Consider the following 17,395-nt stretch of genomic DNA (forward strand, 5'->3'; position numbering starts at 1 on the left):
TCCTTTAAAAAGATCGGAAAAGCGCAATCAGTCGGGACACGGACGCCCACAAAATGACAAAGACCGCCAGATCAACCAGGCGCGGATTGATAAAGAAGCGATAAAAATTCATTTGCCGCATCATCCGCGTGACGGGCAGCAATAAAGCACCAGCGATGCCTGCCGTGACGACCGCCGCGGCGACATACACGCCAAACAGATTGAATTCTCCGATCATCTTCTTTCTACCATTGAGCTATGTCCTGTTACATCAGGAAAGAGAACCCGCCGGAGGTTGAGCGCTGCGTCGATCCCCGCTCGACGCTCGTACTCGTGCGCAAGATTCAGAACGCTCGATATGGTCTTATCCAGCTTTTCGATCAGGTTTGCGGGAACGGCGACGGTTAAGCCCCGACTCAATTTCTCGAAGTAGTCCGCGAGTGTCGTCAGCGCGATATCGATATCGTGAGCGATCAATGGATTCGCCGTTGACCGCAACGATTTGAGCTCTTCGACAGCGCTTATCAGTTTTGCGTCGCGTAGAATCTGAGCCACTGCATTACGCTCGTCTGCCGGCAAACGAGCGACGCGTGTGACGAGCAGGCCGACCCGATCCAGTGCTTTACTTCGAGCCTGCGCGACACCCAATGAAACGGGAGCCCGTATCTGCAGGGACAGCTCCCGCCATCCCGCTCGCAACAGCCGGTCGATCGCGCGCTCCAGCGGGATGACCCGCGCAATCGCAATTCCGCCAAGCGCGAAAAGAAAACCTACACCGGCACCCAGAAAGGTATTCAGCATGCCGGCAACGTCGGCATCAAATGTCGGCTGTATTGCCAGCAATAACGAAAAGCCCACCAGCATGCCGAGTCCGGTGAGCATGTACTTCGGATTGCCATAAAGCAGAAGCAATGCGCCGAGGATCGGCAACAGCGCAACCGCTAGCATCGGGAATCCATCGATCGCCGGCAAAACGGCACATTGGTAAAAAAGACCAAAAGGCAGAGCCAGAAAGTAGCCGCGTGTGACACCCCAGATCACCGGTGTCGGGTCATCCAGTGCTACAAACAGCGCAGATGCCATCGCTGCAATGGCGACTGCGAATGTGCCACTTTCCCACTGCATTGCAATGCTGAAAATGCCCGCCGCCACTACGATGAACGCGCCGACGCCGGCCGACTGCAGCGCTATTCCATGATCGACATGAAGGGCGCGTGGCTGTGCAGACGCAATCATTGCTGCAGCGTCTTCGTCCACCGCCGTGTCCGGCGAACGGACGACGGCCGCCAACGCCTCGCATTCTCTCCAGAGCCGAATCAGGTCCGCGAGCCTCACGGCCAGACTTGCTCGCGCCAGATCCGTCCATCCAGAGTTCGCGGCAAGTGATGGGGCCAGTGATGTCAGCAACGGCTCAAATTCTGCAAATGACGCATCTACCTTGCCATGGCGCGTTTCTATCCACTCGCTGATCTTCGCGAGAATTTCCTTGATATCTTCGCCTTGATTTCCCTGGACAGAGATATCGACAAGACGATCATGAACAGCAGCAACAGTCGGCAACAACATGACCAGCCGCTCCTCCAGAGCCCAGAACGCGCGTCTGCGATTTTTTGAAAATTCCGTTTCGAAATACCAGTCGGTGGTTAGCAGATTAATTTCCGTGAGACGGCTGGCGGTTCCGTCTGGAAGCTTTCCTATAGTGGGTTCATGAAGTCCATCGATGATCCATTTTCTGGCGTCATCCATCAATTGATCCAGTTTTTCAAGAACAACCGGACCGACGCTCCTGGAAAAAAAGAGACTTTGTATGATGGCGAAAGCAAACACACCCACCAGAATTTCTTCAACGCGAACTACGGTCGTATTGAACAGATTTTCAGGCGCTTTTGCCGACGGCAGTCCCAGAAAAGCCAACGTGTACCCAGACAGAAAGAATACATACGACCGAGGCGATCTATCGAGTGCGCCAAGGTAGATGCATAGTGCAAGCCACGATGCGACGACAAAAAGCAGTAGCGCCGGGAAGCTCGCGACTCCTGGAATAAGTGCGACACATGCTATCCCGCCAATCACTGTACCCAACGCGCGATAGAACGCCTTCGCCCAGATGGCTCCAGTCAGAGGTTGCAGGGGTTGCGTCAGAAAGACCGTCACCATTGCCCACCAGGGATTAGTGAGGTCGAAAGAAAACGCGGTATATAGCGCCAGGATCACGGCCAGGTAACTGCCTGCGGCAATCGTGACTGCTCTCCCGTTCCGCTCATTCAAGATCATGTTTCCACCAGGAATAGAGCGTGTTCACGAGAATAGTTATACCCAGATATCGATGTCATTCGTCTGTCTAAAGAAAAACATCGGGATCACGTCAAAGATTCAGATGCGCGTGGACGCCCGATGCATGATACTAGCATATGCATGCAAGTGCAAATTCGCACTTCCGTCATGAATGACTTCGACGCGTCTGTCGCTGACCGCCAAAGCGGCGGCTTTCCGCCTGTCATCGCAACGGATCCATTCCTCTAACAGATCAGGGTCACTCTCCTACCAGCATATGCTGACAATTGACAAAGTATAAGCATATGCAGATACTGTGACCGCCATCACGCACTGGCAGCCGTTTCAGGAGAGCCAACATGCCACTCGTTCGCATAGATCTGCAAGAAGGTGAAGGTGCCGACTTCAGCCAGGCATTGGAAACGCGTTATCGACGAAGCGATGCTGAGCGTAGGCGTTGCTCGGGATGACCGCCTCGACATGGGCTACGTGCACTGAGGTAATTTGCGGTCCGACGTGGTCGTTCGGTAGCGGTATCGCCGCATGCTCGTTGTAGACGTTTGACGACGATGGATGCTCGCGACCACGCTTATTGGTCGGTAAGCACGCCGTGCCACCATCTGCTGATGGAAACCGAAGACGGCGGCGCTACGGTTCATTTCGTCGAGACGCTTAAGAATTTCCCGTAAATCGTTCGTGTTTTTAACGACGCCACAGCTAGAGAGTAGACCACCGTGCCTGACATTCAACGACGTGATTTTCTGAAAGCATCCGCGCTTCTCGGCGGTTTCTCGGTACTTCCAGTCTCCGCAGCAACCGTGGAACTGAAAAGTCCAGGGAATGTACGAAGCACCTCGCTGACAGAGGTCTCGTTGGCGTCGGGCGCCAAGGTAACGATCGAACGTCGCGATACAGTCGCGCTGATTGGCATCAATCGGCCCGAGATTCAAAATCGAATAGATCCGGAGACGTATCTCGCGCTAGCTAAAGCGCTTTTTGCATTCGACAACGATAATTCACTGCGCGCAGCGATTCTCTTTGGTCACGGTGACAACTTTTCACGAGGCATCGACGTGGCCGGATTCGCGCCGCTTATTGCATCGGGTCAGCCGTTTCTGGCGAAATCTGAACGGGAAGCACAGGACCCGTTGGAAAAGGCATCTTCAGCTCGACTATCGAAGCCGCTTATCGCGGTCGTGCATGGCGATACGTGGAATATGGCGCACGAAATATTCCTTGCCGCGGATATCCGAGTCGCCGCTGCCAACACCAACTTCGGGCAAGACGAAAATACGCACGGTCGTTTTCCTGGTGGTGGATCGACAGTGAGATTCGTACGTGAGGCTGGATGGGGGAATGCCATGCGCTACATGTTGACAGGCGATCATTGGAGTGCCGACGAAGCGTACCGGATGGGGCTCGTGCAAGCCGTCGCGCGCACTCCAGCCGATGCGTTATCGACAGGTTTAGCGATCGCAAGCAAAATTGCAGCATGTGCGCCACTTGGAGTGGGAGCAACACTCGAGTCCGCTCACCTTGCAATCGTTCCCTACGAAACCCCTGCACTGTCCCAGATCGACGCGCAATTCGGCCGACTCTTTCATACACGTGACTTTGAAGAGGGTCGTCAGGCCGATAACCAGGGACGCAAGCCGAAGTTCGAGGGCTACTAATTCATTCTCGCTTGCAACCGATAGTAGAGACGCTCGAGAACCGTTTCTGCCCGGTACTCGATCAACGAGACCCCGAAGCCATTTTCATCCGTGAAGATTCAAGTATCTTCACGGGGGCCTGGTGAACCATGCCGTGCCGCGCGACCAGTTCGCCGATCTGTTCGTCCGCGACCGGCGCGGAGATGTAATAGCCCTGGCATTCGATCTGTTCGATGGTTTTGAGCCATGCGAACTGCTCGGCCGTCTCGATGCCTTCAATGACGACCCGCTTCCCTAGCCGCTGCCCCAACTCGATCAGCGATTCGACGACGACCTTCGAATTCGCGTTGTCCTGAATGCCGCACATGAATTTGCGGTCCAGCTTCAACGTATCGACGCCGAGACGATGAAGAATTGCGAGCGACCAGCAGCCCGCGCCGAAATCGTCGATTGCAACGCTGATGCCCGACTTTTTCAGCGATTCCACCGCCGACGCGAGCTTTTCGATAGACCCCGGATCGCTCGATTCGGTGAGTTCGATCTGTAGCCGCGAAGTTCGAACCGAACGGCTGCAACACAGTGCCGACAGTTTACTGGCGAGGCCGGGGCGGGCGATTTCGGCGGCGGGCAGATTGATCGCCAGCGAAAGCGTGTCGTACCCGCGCACGCTCCAATCGGCGAGCGTCCGGGTTGCATCCGCGGTGATGAAATCGGTGAAGCTGCCGGTGAGCGGAGAGTCTTCTACAAGGTGGATAAAAGACGCCGGCGCCAGCACGCCGAACGACGGATGGTTCCATCGCAGCAGCGATTCGAAACCCGACAGCCGGCCTTCTCCCATTCGCAGCTTGGGCTGGTAGACGAAGAAGAATTCGCGATTGGCGAGCCCACGTTGGGCGTCGTCGATCGTGCAATGGGTGGGAGCGTGCGCGGTGAAATGTTTCATGGCGATCTCTGATGCGCGTGTGCGGCAAGTCCCGTATCCGGAATCGACCTGTCGACCACTATTCCGTGATACACGGAAATTCGAATGGGCAAATGCACGCTTTTCGATGTCAATTTCCTGTGAATTTCGTGAATGGCTTCACGTGTTGATGAAGTTCGCAAACCGATCTTTGCATTTTTATAGAGCCTATTTTTCGATCGATTGCACTGTGATTGAAATCGTATCGGAGCGGATTACGCGGCGTGTGAACATTCGTGACCAATGAAGTCGATTGCTCACAAGTCAGCTGATTTCACAAAGATTTGCAACAACGATTCCGGCGATCGATATGATTCGATCGCGATTGGGTTCCATTTGGGAAGTGGATAGAGTAGCGAAAAATTTGAACAATGAATCACGAATTGTGAATTGCGAAATTCGATAAGTGTTTAAATTTTTTCCCGATTTAACGCGGGATCCGAATCAGGTAATCAACGAATGCGGCGGCAAGCGGTGGTTGTGGAGCCGGCTTCGTTTGCCACGCTGTCTCGATAGTTTTTGTCGCCCGCCACGCTGGCGGGTGGGGTGGGGGGCATGACAACTTCGATACATGAGCGTCGTGGGTCCAGATCAGATCAACGCATTGATTTTCCTGCGTTCTCTCGTGGTGCAAGCGGCAGAGCGATATTCCGATGGCGCGGCGCACTGTGCCATGACGTACGTAACGGCCATGTCGATTATGCGTGTCAGATATCGAACCTATCGACGCCGGCTGTTCTCGTTGTCGAAGAGGGGGTTGTCAACGGAAATCGCCCCCCTTCAAAAAGCGAAATACCCCCTCCTCGCAGGGGGGGCTTTCAAAGCCGACTACCTCTATCGTGTGTTCACAAAGTTCACAAAGCAAAAGGGGCCTGCCGCCGGCGACGGATCAAGGCAATCGTTTGGCGTATGTGATTTTTCATGAATATTTTCGGCACGTTTAACTTAATTCCCCGTGCAGCCGGAGAATCGGCTTTGCATGCTTTTCGCCGCATTTGTCGAGGGAGTCGGGTTTTTCGGTCCGGGGCGAAAGACAAAGGTCGTAAATGAATATCCTGTTGGTAGAAGACGATCCCGCGCAGGCGGATGTTGCCGAAAAGGCCATTCGCCAGGCCGGACACGCGGTGCATAGGGTTGCGCATGGTCAGGCCGCAATTACTTATCTCGAGGCCAATGAAGTCGATCTGGTGGTGCTCGATTGGGAATTGCCTGGTGTGAGCGGATTCGAAGTGCTGTACTGGATGCGCCGCAATCTGGGCCGTGAACCGGCTGTGCTGTTCCTGACCAGCCGGATTCTCGAAGTCGACATCGTGAAGGCATTGGACGCCGGCGCCGACGATTACGTGATCAAACCGTTTCGCACCAAAGAGCTGGTTGCGCGGATGAGCGCGCTATTGCGTCGCACGCGGCGCAGCGAAAAGATCGAAAGCGCGATATCGGTCGGGCCATACGTGTTCGACATCACGCAGCGCAGTGTATTTCTTCGCGGCGAAACGATCGTATTAACGGAAAAGGAATTCGACGTCGCCGCCTATTTCTTCGGCAACGTTGGCCGGGTCGTGTCCAAGCGGCTGCTAGCGAAGCTCTCCTGGGGCCGCGAGCTGGACAGCACGTCCCGCACGATCGATACGCATATCTACCGGCTCAGGCGCAAGCTCGCGCTGGGTCCGGAGAACGGTGTGCGTTTGACGACGGTTTATACGCACGGATACCGGCTCGACGAGGTCGAGGTCAGTAAAGCGGAACCGCCGATATCCGTGCTTGCCGAGCCCGACGATCACGTCGAACGCAGTGACCAGTCGGAGCAGGGCGCGTGAAGCAATTCTCGCCCGCCATCCTGAAACGAGCCCTTTCGTCGCCTTGACCGAGTACCGGTTACCGGTTGCCGCCCTCGGGTTGGTCATCGCTCTGCCCCGTCTGTGAACCGGCACGGATATCCATTGTGCCGGCCTCGCGCGGCGAATGAGTCGATGATCCCTTCGTCACGGACGCGTTGCGCGTGCCGTCAAAGCCCTGACCAGAGTGCTGGCGGCATCGCCGCGCCGTTCGACGTTGAGTCGTCACGAAGTTCGGCGTATCTTAAAACTCACTCACAGTGATCCATCGATACCTCTCGCGGATAGCCGGTGAGAGGAACAAGCATGAACACACCTCTGAATAGCTTCGAGCGCGAATGGATCGTGTCGCTGATCCAGACCAAGATGATGCCGCCGCGTCTTCCCGTGGGATGCGTGCAGCGGCCTGCATTGCTGCATCTGCTCGATGAACGACGCCCGCATCATGTGACGCTCGTGATTGCGCCCGCGGGTTTCGGCAAGACCACGCTGCTCGCCGGATGGAGCGATGCGCAGTCGAGAAAGAAGCGTCCGGTTGCATGGCTCAGTGTCGACGGCGAGGACGACGACCCGCAGCAATTCTGTGCGTATCTGGTCGCGGCGTTTTCCCGTGTGTCGAAGGACATTGCATGGCACGCGCAGCAGATTCTCGATAACGATGCGCGGACGTCGGCCAGAACGATCATCTCGGTGCTATTGAACGGCATCGCCGCGTACAACCGCAGCGTGTTCCTCGTACTCGACGACGTCGATCGTCTGAGCGCGGAGCCCGTTCTTGCGGTCGTCGCGCGTTTGCTGCGCTATGCGCCGGAAAATCTGCACATGCTGCTCGGCGCGCGAGGCGAACCGGCGTTGACGCTGAACGAACTGAGATCGCCCGACAAGCTCACTCGCGTGACCGCCGACGATCTGCGCTTTTCGACCGACGACGCTCAGGCGTTTTTCGATCGCGCGAGTATCGTGCCGCTCGGTCGCCATAGCGTCGAGCTACTGAACAAGGCAACGGAAGGATGGGTCGCCGGTCTGCAACTGGCCTCGCTTGCACTGGGTCAGGTCGACGATGCGGCCACGCTTGCCAGTAATCTTTCCGGCTCGCGTTTCGGAATCGATCGCTATCTGAACGATACGGTGTTTGCGCAATTGCCGCCGCCGATGCTGACGTTTCTGCTGTACACGTCGATTCTCGAGCGACTCACGGCCGCGCTGTGCGACGAGGTGGTAGGCGAGGAAGGCGGCAGCGGAGAGAAGCTGGACTGGCTCGAACGACACAACGTATTCATCCGGCCGCTCGACGAAACGCAAGACTGGTATCGCTATCACGCGCTGCTGTCCGATGCGCTGAGGCGGCGTCTCGTTCGTCAGGTGCCGCAGGAATTGCCGTCGCTGCATCGCCGCGCATCCCGATGGTTTGCGCGCGAACGCTTGTGGCGCGAGGCGGTTCGCCATGCGCTGGCGGCAGGGGACCACGAGCAGGCGGCGCACTGGGCTGAGAACTGCGCGATGGAGATGCTCGAACGCGGCGACCACCAGCGGCTGCAAGGATGGATCGGCAAACTTCCGCCGGACGTCATGCTCGGTCGGCGGCGCTTGCGTCTCGCGAGCGCGTGGGCTCTTGCGATTTCGTTCGACACGGTGCGCGCTTCGAACGAAACCAGCGCGATTGCCGAGGACATCGAACGCATGCAGCGCGAGGATCCGACGTTGGTCACCGACGTAGCATGGGCCGAGATCAATGCGATCGATGCGGTGATCGCGAGCATGAGTGACGATAGCGAGCGGGCGCTTGAACTGGGCAATGCCGTTGGCGCGTCGACAGCACTCGTGCCGCAATGGGCGCGGCATTTTGCGCAAAGCGCGCAGATTTTCGGCCTGATGTATCGAGGGCAGTTCAAGCAGATATTCCACACGTGGAAAGCGGCGGCCGATCAGATTGAACGCGGCTACACGCCGAACTACTCGGACATGCTTCGCGATGCGGTGTACGGTCTCGCCGCGCTCGTCTATGGCGAGCTGCCCGACGCGAAGCGGATCTTCGAAGCGACGCTGCAGCGCGCGGAAGGCATTCTCGGCGAATCGACCGCGGGTGTCGCCGCGTTGTCGGGTTGTCTTGCGTCGATCTACTACGAGTGCGATGAATTGCCCAAAGCGCGCAGGATGATCGCCGATCGCATGCCGGTGGTATTGGAGACCGCGCCGCTCGCCGCGCTGATGCGCTGCACGCTTTGCGCGTCACGCGTGCTGTGGCGTGACGGCGAAAAGGGCGCGGCGCTGGCGGTTCTCGAAGACAGCCGGCAGGCCGCGATCACGCGTCGATGGCTGCGTCTGAAGCTGGGATGTGATGCCGAAACCGTCAGACAGCTCCTTGCCGACGGCAATATCGTCGAAGCCAGGCAGATCGCCGACGAACTGAGCGCGACCGTCCCGATGATGTGCGAAGGGCGGCACGGGTCCGCGATGGAAACGTGGGCCAGTTACTGCGTGCTGCAGGCGCGCGTTCTGCTCGCCGAGAATGCCGGCGGCCACGCGATCGATTTTCTGTCGCGCTTGCTGGACAACATGGTCGCAATGGGCTGGCGCTATTCGGAGGCCACCGTGTTGCTACTGCTTGCTCTCGCTTATGAGCAGGTCCGCGAATTCGAAGACGCGTTCGCGGCGCTCAAGAGCGCGCTGCGGATCGGAAACGCACTCGGCATGATCAATGGTTTCGTCGACGAAGGGCCGATGGTGCGCGCGTTACTGCAACGGTTTCGCCGTGATTCAGCGGAAACCTCCGTGGGCGAAACCGCTTATATCGACACATTGCTGTCGGCCTTCGATGATTTGAATAACGCACCCCCCGCACTGCCGAGGTATGCACAGATGAAGACGATGTCGGCTGCATTGAGCGCGAGAGAACTGGAAATACTGGGCCACGTTGCGCGCGGTCTGTCGAATAAGGAAATTGGCCGGCAATTGAATCTGGCGCCCGAGACGGTCAAATGGCACATGAAGAACGTCTTCGAAAAGCTGAATGTGAGTTCGCGATTCGAAGCCGTGCAGAGTGCTTTCGGCGATGAACCCGACGAGGGAGGAAGCATCGCATAACGCTGTCGTGAACGTTAGCCCCGGTTCGCAGCCGCTATACCGGGGCCGTCACCACCGATAGTGTTTCCGTGTTTGTCCGTGAGCGTCGCACCGATCGTGTGCTTGATCAGATGCGTATCGGTATCCACCCCTAGCTTGCGCATCGCGCTGACTTTCTGCGAACTGACGGTCTGCTTGCTGCGCTTGAGATGCGCCGCAATCTGATTGACCGAGAGTCCGGACACGAACAACCGCACCACTTCGAATTCACGCGCGGTCAGTGTGTGGTGACTGGAGTCCGCCGTTTCGAAGTCGACTCGTTCGACGATTTTTGCAATGGTCGGAGAGAAATAGCGCTCCTGTGCATAGGCGCCGTGAATGGCGGCAATCAGATGATCGTTGGCATCGGCTTTGCTGAGGATGCATTGAACGCCGAGCTTGAGCAAAGCGCGAATCACGCCGGGATTGTCGATCATTGACAAGACGACGATTCGCGTAGCCGGATAGCGGCGCCGCAAAAACGAAAACAACGTGATGCCGTCGCCGTAATTGCCGCCCGGCATCGCGTAATCGGAGACCAGCACATCGCACGGCTGTTGGCCGAGCGCGGCGAGCAGTTCGTCGGAATTGGCCGCCGTGTCGATAATGTTCAGCGCGCGATGCTCCTTGAGCGTATGGAACAATCCGGCTACGACGGTAGGGTGATCATCGGCGAGCATGACCCGAATGGCGAAATGATCCATTTGATAAGTCTTGATGTTTTAACGATTGGTGACGAAATCGAACCGGAAGATCGTGAACGAGTGTCGTCTTTGGATGGCGCTGGCGGCCTATTCTGATATGAAATGTGGAATTGGGCAATGAATTGAGGATTTGCTTGCTCAAATCGGGAATAAAAAATTAAGAATAAGTCAGAAAACTCTGAATTTATCACCTTGTCAATCGACACCAAAATTAGCGAACGAACGTTCGACGATAAAATAGAATCAACATAAAAATTTGCGCGCTCAATGCATTTCGCAATATGTTTCTGCGATCGCATAAATAGCAGTAAATCTCGCGACAAATACCCCCCGATAATCTCATGCGCAAAGCATCAGATATTCGAAATGTCATGCGTGAGCCTTGATTCTGTCATGGCTGCGGCGCACGCTGGATATGGCGCTACGGTGCCTCTTTATCGGGAACGGCCCGATCGAATTTGAACGTCCACCTGCGAATTTTTTGTCCCTGCTTTTTATAAGCAGCAGATTTTCTATTTCATCACTGTCACGCAAATGCGAGTGTTCTCGCCTGCACGACACGTTAACCCGACGCCGGGCGAAATTCAGACGTTAATTCGTCCGGATCCTTGAGAGTCGCCATCAAGAGGTGTGCATGAACTCGAGAGAGAATTTCCATGCCGACGCGTGTTTCGGTCGCGAATCGAATCATTCAGCGCTTATAGGTATCGATGATATTTTTCGCCAGCAGGTAGCCCGATGCCCGAACGCAATTGCGGCGATTTACGGCGCGCAGGAACTCACCTATGCCGAACTCGATCGCCGCGCGGCCCGGCTCGCCGCTTATCTGAAGCAACGCGGCGTGCAGGCCGAAGAACCGGTTGGCATTCTGCTCGAACCGGGCCTCGACCAGATCGTCTGCCAGCTCGCAGTGATACGCGCGGGCGGCAGTTGCGTGCCGCTCGATCCCGGCGCGCCCGATGAGCGGATCAGCTTCATGCTGGACGATCTCGGCGTGCGTATCGTGCTCGCGTCGATGGCGGGGCAGCCTCGCATTCCGGTTGCCGAGGTGCTGTTTATCGACGATGGGGATAGCTGGCCGCCGCTTTCTTCTGCAACGGAACCCGCGACGCCGCCGGCAGCAGACGATACACACCGCGCCGATCATCGCACCCACATCCTGTTCACATCGGGCACCACCGGACGCCCGAAGGCCGTTGAAGTCCTGGCCCGCGGCATCATCCGTCTCACGGTGAACACTAGCTATGTGACCATTTCGCCGAGCGATCGCTTCGCCGCGATTGCGAACCCGGCTTTCGATGCGTCGCTGTTCGAGATCTGGGGCGCGTTGCTCAATGGCGCAACGACCGTATTGCTGCCGAGACAAACCTGTATCGATCCGCGCGCGTTGCGTCATAGCCTGCACGTGCAGCGCATCACGATCATGTTCATTACGACGGCGTTGTTCAATCAGACCGTCCATGCCTATCCCGATACATTCCGTGGGCTTCATCAATTGCTGTTTGGCGGTGAGGCGATCAATCTGCACGCGGTACGCACGATGATGACGGCGGCGCCGCCACGACATGCGCTGCATGTGTACGGCCCTACCGAAGCAACGACGTTCTCGTCGTATCACGAGATTCGCCTCGAAGAAGTGGAGGCAGGAGCGGTGCCGATCGGCAAGCCGATCGACAGCACGCAGATCTTTATTCTCGATAGCGAACTGCGGCCGGTGAAAAGCGGCGATACGGGTGATATCTATATCGGTGGAGACGGCGTGGCCAGAGGGTACTGGAACCGTCCCGAACTGAATCGTGAGCGCTTCGTTGACGTCGACGTCTTTTCGGACGGCCAGATGCGGCGTTTGTACAAGACCGGCGACCTCGGCAGTCATCGAGCGGACGGAGCCATCAACTTTCATGGACGAAACGACAACCAGGTGAAGATTCGCGGCCACCGCATCGAGGTGGAGGAAATCGAAGCGGTGCTGATCGACAGTGGCCTTTTGCAAGAGGCGGTCGTGCTGGTGCAGCAAACGGAACTCGGCGACCGATACCTGGCGGCTTTCGCCGTACCACGCGAGCAGCGCGTGAGCGGCGACACCGCATGTCACAAGCAGGATGCGTTAGCCGAACAACTGGCTCGCCATCTCGCAACCCGTCTGCCGGCCTATATGCGCCCACGTCTTTCGTTCGTCGACAAGTTGCCGATGAATGCCAACGGCAAAGTGGATCGGCGCGCGCTCGCGCAACAGTACGACATGCTCGCGAAGGCCAGCGACGCGCCGGCTCGAAAGCAGGATGCCGATACGCCGGAAGATGCCAGTGGCACGAGCGATATGGAAGCGATCATCGGTGCGATCTGGCGTCGCGCGCTGAACATCGAAGCGGTCAAACCCGACGACGATTTCTTCGCTCTCGGTGGCGATTCATTGCAGGCAGCGAGTCTGATTCTGCAATTGAGCAAGCATTTGCGTTATCCGTTGCCGGTCCACATCCTCTACGACAATCCGACACCGGCGAAGCTGGCTGCTTATCTGAACGATCGCGGCAAGCTGAACGGCGGCGGTTTGACCGCCGTCGATGAAATGGCCGCGTTGCGCGCCGACGCGCAATTGCCGGCCGATATTCAGGCTCCCGCCGGATTGCTCGACTCACTGGATGGCTGGCGCGAAAGCGGAAAGGGCCACGTGTTTCTGACCGGCGTCACGGGTTTTCTCGGCGCGTTCGTGTTGCGCGATCTGCTGCGGATGCCGGAAGTGGTCGACGTCGTGTGTCTGGTGCGAGCGTCGTCGGACGGCGACGCATTGGTCCGCATCCGCGACAACATGATCAGATATGGCATCTGGGAAGACGCGTTCTTCACGCGCTTGACACCGCTTGCCGGCGATTTTTCCGAGTCGTGGTTCGGCCTCGGTCGTCAGCGCTTCGAAACGCTATCGACAACGAGCGACGTGGTTTTTCATCTCGGCGCGCACGTGAACTATGTTCAACCCTATTCGACGCATCGCGCGGGCAACGTCACCGGTACGATCAATGTGCTGCGTTTCGCGACAGCGGGTAAGGCCAAGCCCTTGCACTTCGTGTCGACGATCGCCTCATTCGGCCCGGCCGGACTGCTTGAACGCACCGAGGGCGTGTACGAAGACGACGATCTCACCGACTATCTGAGCGGCCTCAAATTCGACACCGGGTACTCGCAAAGCAAGTGGGTGGCGGAGCAACTGGTATGGGAAGCGATTCGCCGCGGTGTGCCGGCGGCTATTCATCGGCCGGGTTTCATCATGGGCGACAGCCGCACGGGGGCAGGTAATCCGGATGATTTCGTCGCTCGCCTCGTCAAGGGCTGCGCGATGATCGGCGCGTATCCGGCACTTGCGCGCCAGGGCAAGCAGTTCGTTCCGGTCGACTACGTCAGCGCCGCGTTGCTCGGCATTGCGTGCGACAACGCCAATCTGACCCGCGCGTATCACCTCGTGCCGCCGCGTACAGCGGTGCCCGTCGATCTGGGCGGATTCTTCAAACTGCTGATCGACTGCGGCTACGCGCTCGACGAGTTGAGCTATCAGCAATGGGTCCGGCGTCTCGCCGACGATGCACAGCTAAAAGACAACCCGTTGATGCCGCTCGTGCCGATGCTTGTCGAACCGGTCTATGGTCCGCTGACGCGATGGGAGGTCTACGAAGGGATGCCGGTGTACGACACCAGCAATACCGAGCGGGCATTGGCGATGTCGAACGGTATCGCGTACACACCTTTCGATCGCGCGCTGTTGCAGCGATATCTGGACTATTGGACGGCCATCGGATTCCTCGATGAAGAGGCAGCGTGCGCGCTACACGTAGGTGTTGAATAAGCATCGAGCGCGTGACGAGCGGCCGCCATTCGCGCGGCCGCTGAAACATAGCCACTAAACGCGACCACTCATCCGTCAGACGTATCGCCGATACAAACCGACCAACCGGCCACACGAATCACAAACCACTCGGGAACGCGTATTGCGTCGCCTCTACGATTGCCCGACGCATGTCATGGCTCACTGTCAGTGCCAGCAAGGAGCTTCGCGCGGAGACCCGCACCCACGCGAAATACCCCGCGATCAGCAGATTGCGATGACGGAAAAGGTGACGTGGAAAAAGTTCATATTTACCTGTTTGATGCGCACGACGCGGCAAAGCGCGAGCAGGCGCTGATCCGGCTCGACAAGGCCGGCTACATGGTTACGCTCGCGCGGCTCGTGACGGAGCATTTGCCGACCTACACGCAGGCGCGTCAACGGCCAGAACTGCAATGCCTGCTAAGAAGGCTTACGCCCCGCGATACGCTCGTGGTGCTGGAGCTGGCCGCGCTCGGCTGCAACGCGCGCGACATCCTTGGCACCGTGATGCAATGTCGCAAAGCCGAGGTGTTGCTCAGATGCATCGAAGTCGGCCACACCGACCTCGCGGGGCGGCCAGAACCGGCCGCGATGAAAGCGTTGCGCGCGCTGGTACGGCTCGACGCTACATGCCGCAGCCTGCGCAGCCGCGACAGTCTCGCGGCCGTGCGCGCGGCGGGCAAACACACCGGCAGGCCGCCGTCGTTGTCCGAGCAACAGCGCGAGCGAATCCTGCAGTCGCTCGGCGGCGGCCAGTCGGTTAGCGAGGTCGCGCGCCGCTTCGGCACGTCGCGCCAAACCGTGATGCGAATTCGCGCGGACGCACCTGCCGCGTAGGACCGACTTCGTAGCGCTACAGTCGCGCGTCGCGAAACGCGAGCGATGCGTTTCGCGCCAACCATTCCGCGAAAGGCGCCAGCGCATTCAGACGCGCTGAACACGCGATGCACGCCATCGCCCTCTGTCCGTAAGCGTCGCATTGCTGTCACGCAGAGTACTTTGAGTTGAAAGCTCGCGCAGCTAACCTCAATGCAAGTCCCCAACGATGCATGCACGTGGTCTCCATCGAGGCGCGGCGTAGCGCCGTGTTCAAGCGTGAACGTAAAACGTCTGACGATCTATGCGAACCCAGGGTCCCTGCGCGTCATCGCGGTGTGGAAAAGTCTGATCGAGCATCGGGTACAGGTATGCGGCTGGTCGGTGCACGTGAACTACGCGGGCGGGCGCGAGTCGCTGAGCGTGGATCTCGTTGACTGTCCGGAGGATCACCTTGAGATCATCTCGGCGGCGTTGAACACGGGCACGATGACGGTGCTGATGAGCGACACCGAATCGGCTAGCCGGCACGCCTGATTGCGTGATTGCTGTTGACTTTGCAGTACGCCATCGCCTGTTTTTGCTCTTCACGGCATGGCTTTTAAGCAGCCCTCGTGGCAAAGCTCCCCCCCGGCGGCCCCTCGTGGCCGCCCTTTTTATGGGGCTGCCGAACTCGTCGCCTGGCCGCGCGATCTATCGACCTGGTATTTCACTTGCTCATCCAGCGATTCGACGGCCGTGCTGAAGCCGCAGATGGATCGTCTTGTCTGTGCGGCCGGCGACAATCCAGAGCCGAGCCCTGCGCGCAAAATAACCGCGATCGAATCGCGATCGCACTGCTATCAGCCTATCGAGGACGATGCATGAAAAACGATCAAACGCCGAAGCCGCGCACGCGCCGATATCGCCTCGGCGGCTGGCTGCCGTGCGAGGAGGCGCATCTTGCGCGTTACCGGATGGTGCTCGCCGCGAAAGCGCGCGAACGTGCGAGCAGGGGGCCGCGCACCAGCGCGGTCGCCGAACTCGCGGAGCTGGTGCAAGGCGACCCGGTGTTGCGCATGGATATGACGCGCGCGATCGATCAGGCGCGACAGGCCGGCTACGTGCTCGGTTATACGTCGATCGACGAGCTGATGACGATCATCGATTACCTGATGACCTACGCGCCGCCGTTCAGCGAATCCGATCTGATTCATTGCCCGCTGAATGCGGTGCTCGATTGGCCGATGTGCATGCCGTCAGGCTACGCACTGTTTCGCGACCCGGCGTTCAACGCGCAACTAAAGCACGTGCTGAACTGCTGGTGCGGCTTCCTGAGCGGTCCGCATTCGCGCGAACATCTGAACACGTCGTCGCCCGATGGCTGGTTGTGCGACGAAGCCGACAAACGGATCGGCCTGTCGCAATTCCTCTACGACCCGTCTCAACCGTATTGGGGCTTCGGGTCGTGGAACGACTTCTTCACGCGGCGCTTTCGCGCAGGCGCGCGGCCGGTTGCCGAGCCGGACAACAACAAGCTGATCGTCAGCGCGTGCGAGGCGTCGCCGTACAACATCCAGCACGACGTGCAATTGCAGGACACATTCTGGATCAAGTCGCAGCCGTATTCGCTCGAAGATATGTTCACGTCGCACCAACGCGAACTGGCGCGGTGCTTCGCGGGCGGATCCATTTATCAAGCCTTTCTGAGCGCTTTCAACTATCACCGCTGGCATGCGCCGATCAGCGGCACGATTGCGCAGGCCTATGCAGTGGATGGCAGCTACTATTCGAACGCCGATAGCGAAGGCGAGGACCCGAGCGGGCTGAACGATTCGCAGGGCTACATCACCGCGCTCGCCGCGCGGGCGGTGATCGTGATCGATTGCGACGATCCTGCGGTGGGGAAGGTGGGTTGCGTGTTCGTCGGCATGGCCGATGTGTCGTCGTGCATGATCGATGCGCTGCCTGGGCAGTACGTGCGCAAGGGCGACGAACTGGGCTTCTTTCAGTATGGTGGGTCGACCTTCTGCCTCGTGTTCGAAGCCGGCGTGATCGAAAGCTTTATCGCGAAGCCGCCGGACGACGGCAAGCCGCCGGTCAAGGTGAATGCGGCGATTGCGAGGGCCGCGGCGTCTAAACAAAGCCGAGGTCCGAACTCGCCGAACTCGCCGAACTCGCGATAACGATGACGCTATCGCGAGTTCACGATGGCGGATTCACTTGTGCATTGC

At 58.3% G+C, this 17,395-nt stretch carries 11 protein-coding genes; 7 read left to right on the forward strand and 4 right to left on the reverse strand.

Going from position 1 to position 17,395, the window contains the following annotated elements:
• Positions 1–4: 4 nt before the first annotated feature.
• Both L0U82_RS34585 and L0U82_RS34590 read right to left on the reverse strand, forming a co-directional pair.
• The gene (locus tag L0U82_RS34585) at positions 5–217 is read right to left on the reverse strand and encodes a DUF1656 domain-containing protein (protein ID WP_233838135.1); all 213 of its coding nucleotides are present in this window, start codon (positions 215–217) and stop codon (positions 5–7) included.
• Positions 214–2,253, reverse strand: a complete 2,040-nt coding sequence (locus L0U82_RS34590) for an FUSC family protein (protein WP_233838136.1) — start codon at positions 2,251–2,253, stop codon at positions 214–216. Before L0U82_RS34590 ends, L0U82_RS34585 begins: the two co-directional genes overlap by 4 nt.
• 734 nt (positions 2,254–2,987) lie before the next feature.
• Between L0U82_RS34590 and L0U82_RS34595 the strand changes: the two genes are divergently transcribed.
• Entirely contained in the window at positions 2,988–3,926 is a 939-nt protein-coding gene (locus tag L0U82_RS34595) for an enoyl-CoA hydratase-related protein (RefSeq protein WP_233838137.1), read from the forward strand.
• Between the two features lie 61 nt (positions 3,927–3,987).
• On the opposite strand, the gene L0U82_RS34600 is transcribed toward L0U82_RS34595, so the two are convergent.
• On the reverse strand, positions 3,988–4,848 hold the full coding sequence (locus L0U82_RS34600) for an EAL domain-containing protein (protein ID WP_233838138.1): 861 nt from the start codon (positions 4,846–4,848) through the stop codon (positions 3,988–3,990).
• A 1,064-nt stretch (positions 4,849–5,912) separates the two neighbouring features.
• Here L0U82_RS34600 and L0U82_RS34605 point away from each other — a divergent pair.
• Together L0U82_RS34605 and L0U82_RS34610 are read left to right on the forward strand one after the other, a co-directional pair.
• Positions 5,913–6,683 (forward strand): response regulator transcription factor, encoded by a 771-nt coding sequence (locus tag L0U82_RS34605; protein WP_233838139.1) that lies wholly within the window; start codon positions 5,913–5,915, stop codon positions 6,681–6,683.
• A gap of 324 nt (positions 6,684–7,007) precedes the next feature.
• Positions 7,008–9,785, forward strand: a complete 2,778-nt coding sequence (locus L0U82_RS34610) for a LuxR C-terminal-related transcriptional regulator (protein ID WP_233838140.1) — start codon at positions 7,008–7,010, stop codon at positions 9,783–9,785.
• Between the two features lie 14 nt (positions 9,786–9,799).
• Here L0U82_RS34610 and L0U82_RS34615 read toward each other — a convergent pair whose 3' ends face one another.
• The gene (locus L0U82_RS34615; protein WP_233838141.1) at positions 9,800–10,507 is read right to left on the reverse strand and encodes a response regulator transcription factor; all 708 of its coding nucleotides are present in this window, start codon (positions 10,505–10,507) and stop codon (positions 9,800–9,802) included.
• Positions 10,508–11,141: 634 nt separating this feature from the next.
• Between L0U82_RS34615 and L0U82_RS34620 the strand changes: the two genes are divergently transcribed.
• The 4 genes from L0U82_RS34620 to L0U82_RS34635 all read left to right on the forward strand — a co-directional run bounded on the left by L0U82_RS34620 (position 11,142) and on the right by L0U82_RS34635 (position 17,347).
• A complete protein-coding gene (locus tag L0U82_RS34620; protein WP_233838142.1) occupies positions 11,142–14,345 on the forward strand; it encodes an amino acid adenylation domain-containing protein in 3,204 nt (1,067 codons plus the stop codon).
• 273 nt (positions 14,346–14,618) lie between these two features.
• Entirely contained in the window at positions 14,619–15,203 is a 585-nt protein-coding gene (locus tag L0U82_RS34625; RefSeq protein WP_233838143.1) for a helix-turn-helix domain-containing protein, read from the forward strand.
• A 258-nt stretch (positions 15,204–15,461) separates the two neighbouring features.
• Positions 15,462–15,719 (forward strand): hypothetical protein, encoded by a 258-nt coding sequence (locus L0U82_RS34630; protein ID WP_233838144.1) that lies wholly within the window; start codon positions 15,462–15,464, stop codon positions 15,717–15,719.
• 326 nt (positions 15,720–16,045) lie between these two features.
• Positions 16,046–17,347 carry a phosphatidylserine decarboxylase family protein gene (locus L0U82_RS34635; RefSeq protein WP_233838145.1) on the forward strand — a complete coding sequence of 434 codons (1,302 nt, stop codon included), beginning with the start codon at positions 16,046–16,048 and terminating at the stop codon, positions 17,345–17,347.
• The last annotated feature ends 48 nt before the right edge of the window (positions 17,348–17,395 follow it).

This window comes from Paraburkholderia sp. ZP32-5 (genome assembly GCF_021390495.1).
Taxonomy (GTDB): domain Bacteria; phylum Pseudomonadota; class Gammaproteobacteria; order Burkholderiales; family Burkholderiaceae; genus Paraburkholderia.

Bases quoted from the DNA above. Each gene is read 5' to 3' on its own strand.
- L0U82_RS34585 (WP_233838135.1), bottom strand. From the start codon at position 217: ATGATCGGAGAATTCAATCTGTTTGGCGTGTATGTCGCCGCGGCGGTC.
- L0U82_RS34590 (WP_233838136.1), bottom strand. From the start codon at position 2,253: ATGATCTTGAATGAGCGGAACGGGAGAGCAGTCACGATTGCCGCAGGC.
- L0U82_RS34600 (WP_233838138.1), bottom strand. From the start codon at position 4,848: ATGAAACATTTCACCGCGCACGCTCCCACCCATTGCACGATCGACGAC.
- L0U82_RS34605 (WP_233838139.1), top strand. From the start codon at position 5,913: ATGAATATCCTGTTGGTAGAAGACGATCCCGCGCAGGCGGATGTTGCC.
- L0U82_RS34610 (WP_233838140.1), top strand. From the start codon at position 7,008: ATGAACACACCTCTGAATAGCTTCGAGCGCGAATGGATCGTGTCGCTG.
- L0U82_RS34615 (WP_233838141.1), bottom strand. From the start codon at position 10,507: ATGGATCATTTCGCCATTCGGGTCATGCTCGCCGATGATCACCCTACC.
- L0U82_RS34620 (WP_233838142.1), top strand. From the start codon at position 11,142: ATGAACTCGAGAGAGAATTTCCATGCCGACGCGTGTTTCGGTCGCGAA.
- L0U82_RS34635 (WP_233838145.1), top strand. From the start codon at position 16,046: ATGAAAAACGATCAAACGCCGAAGCCGCGCACGCGCCGATATCGCCTC.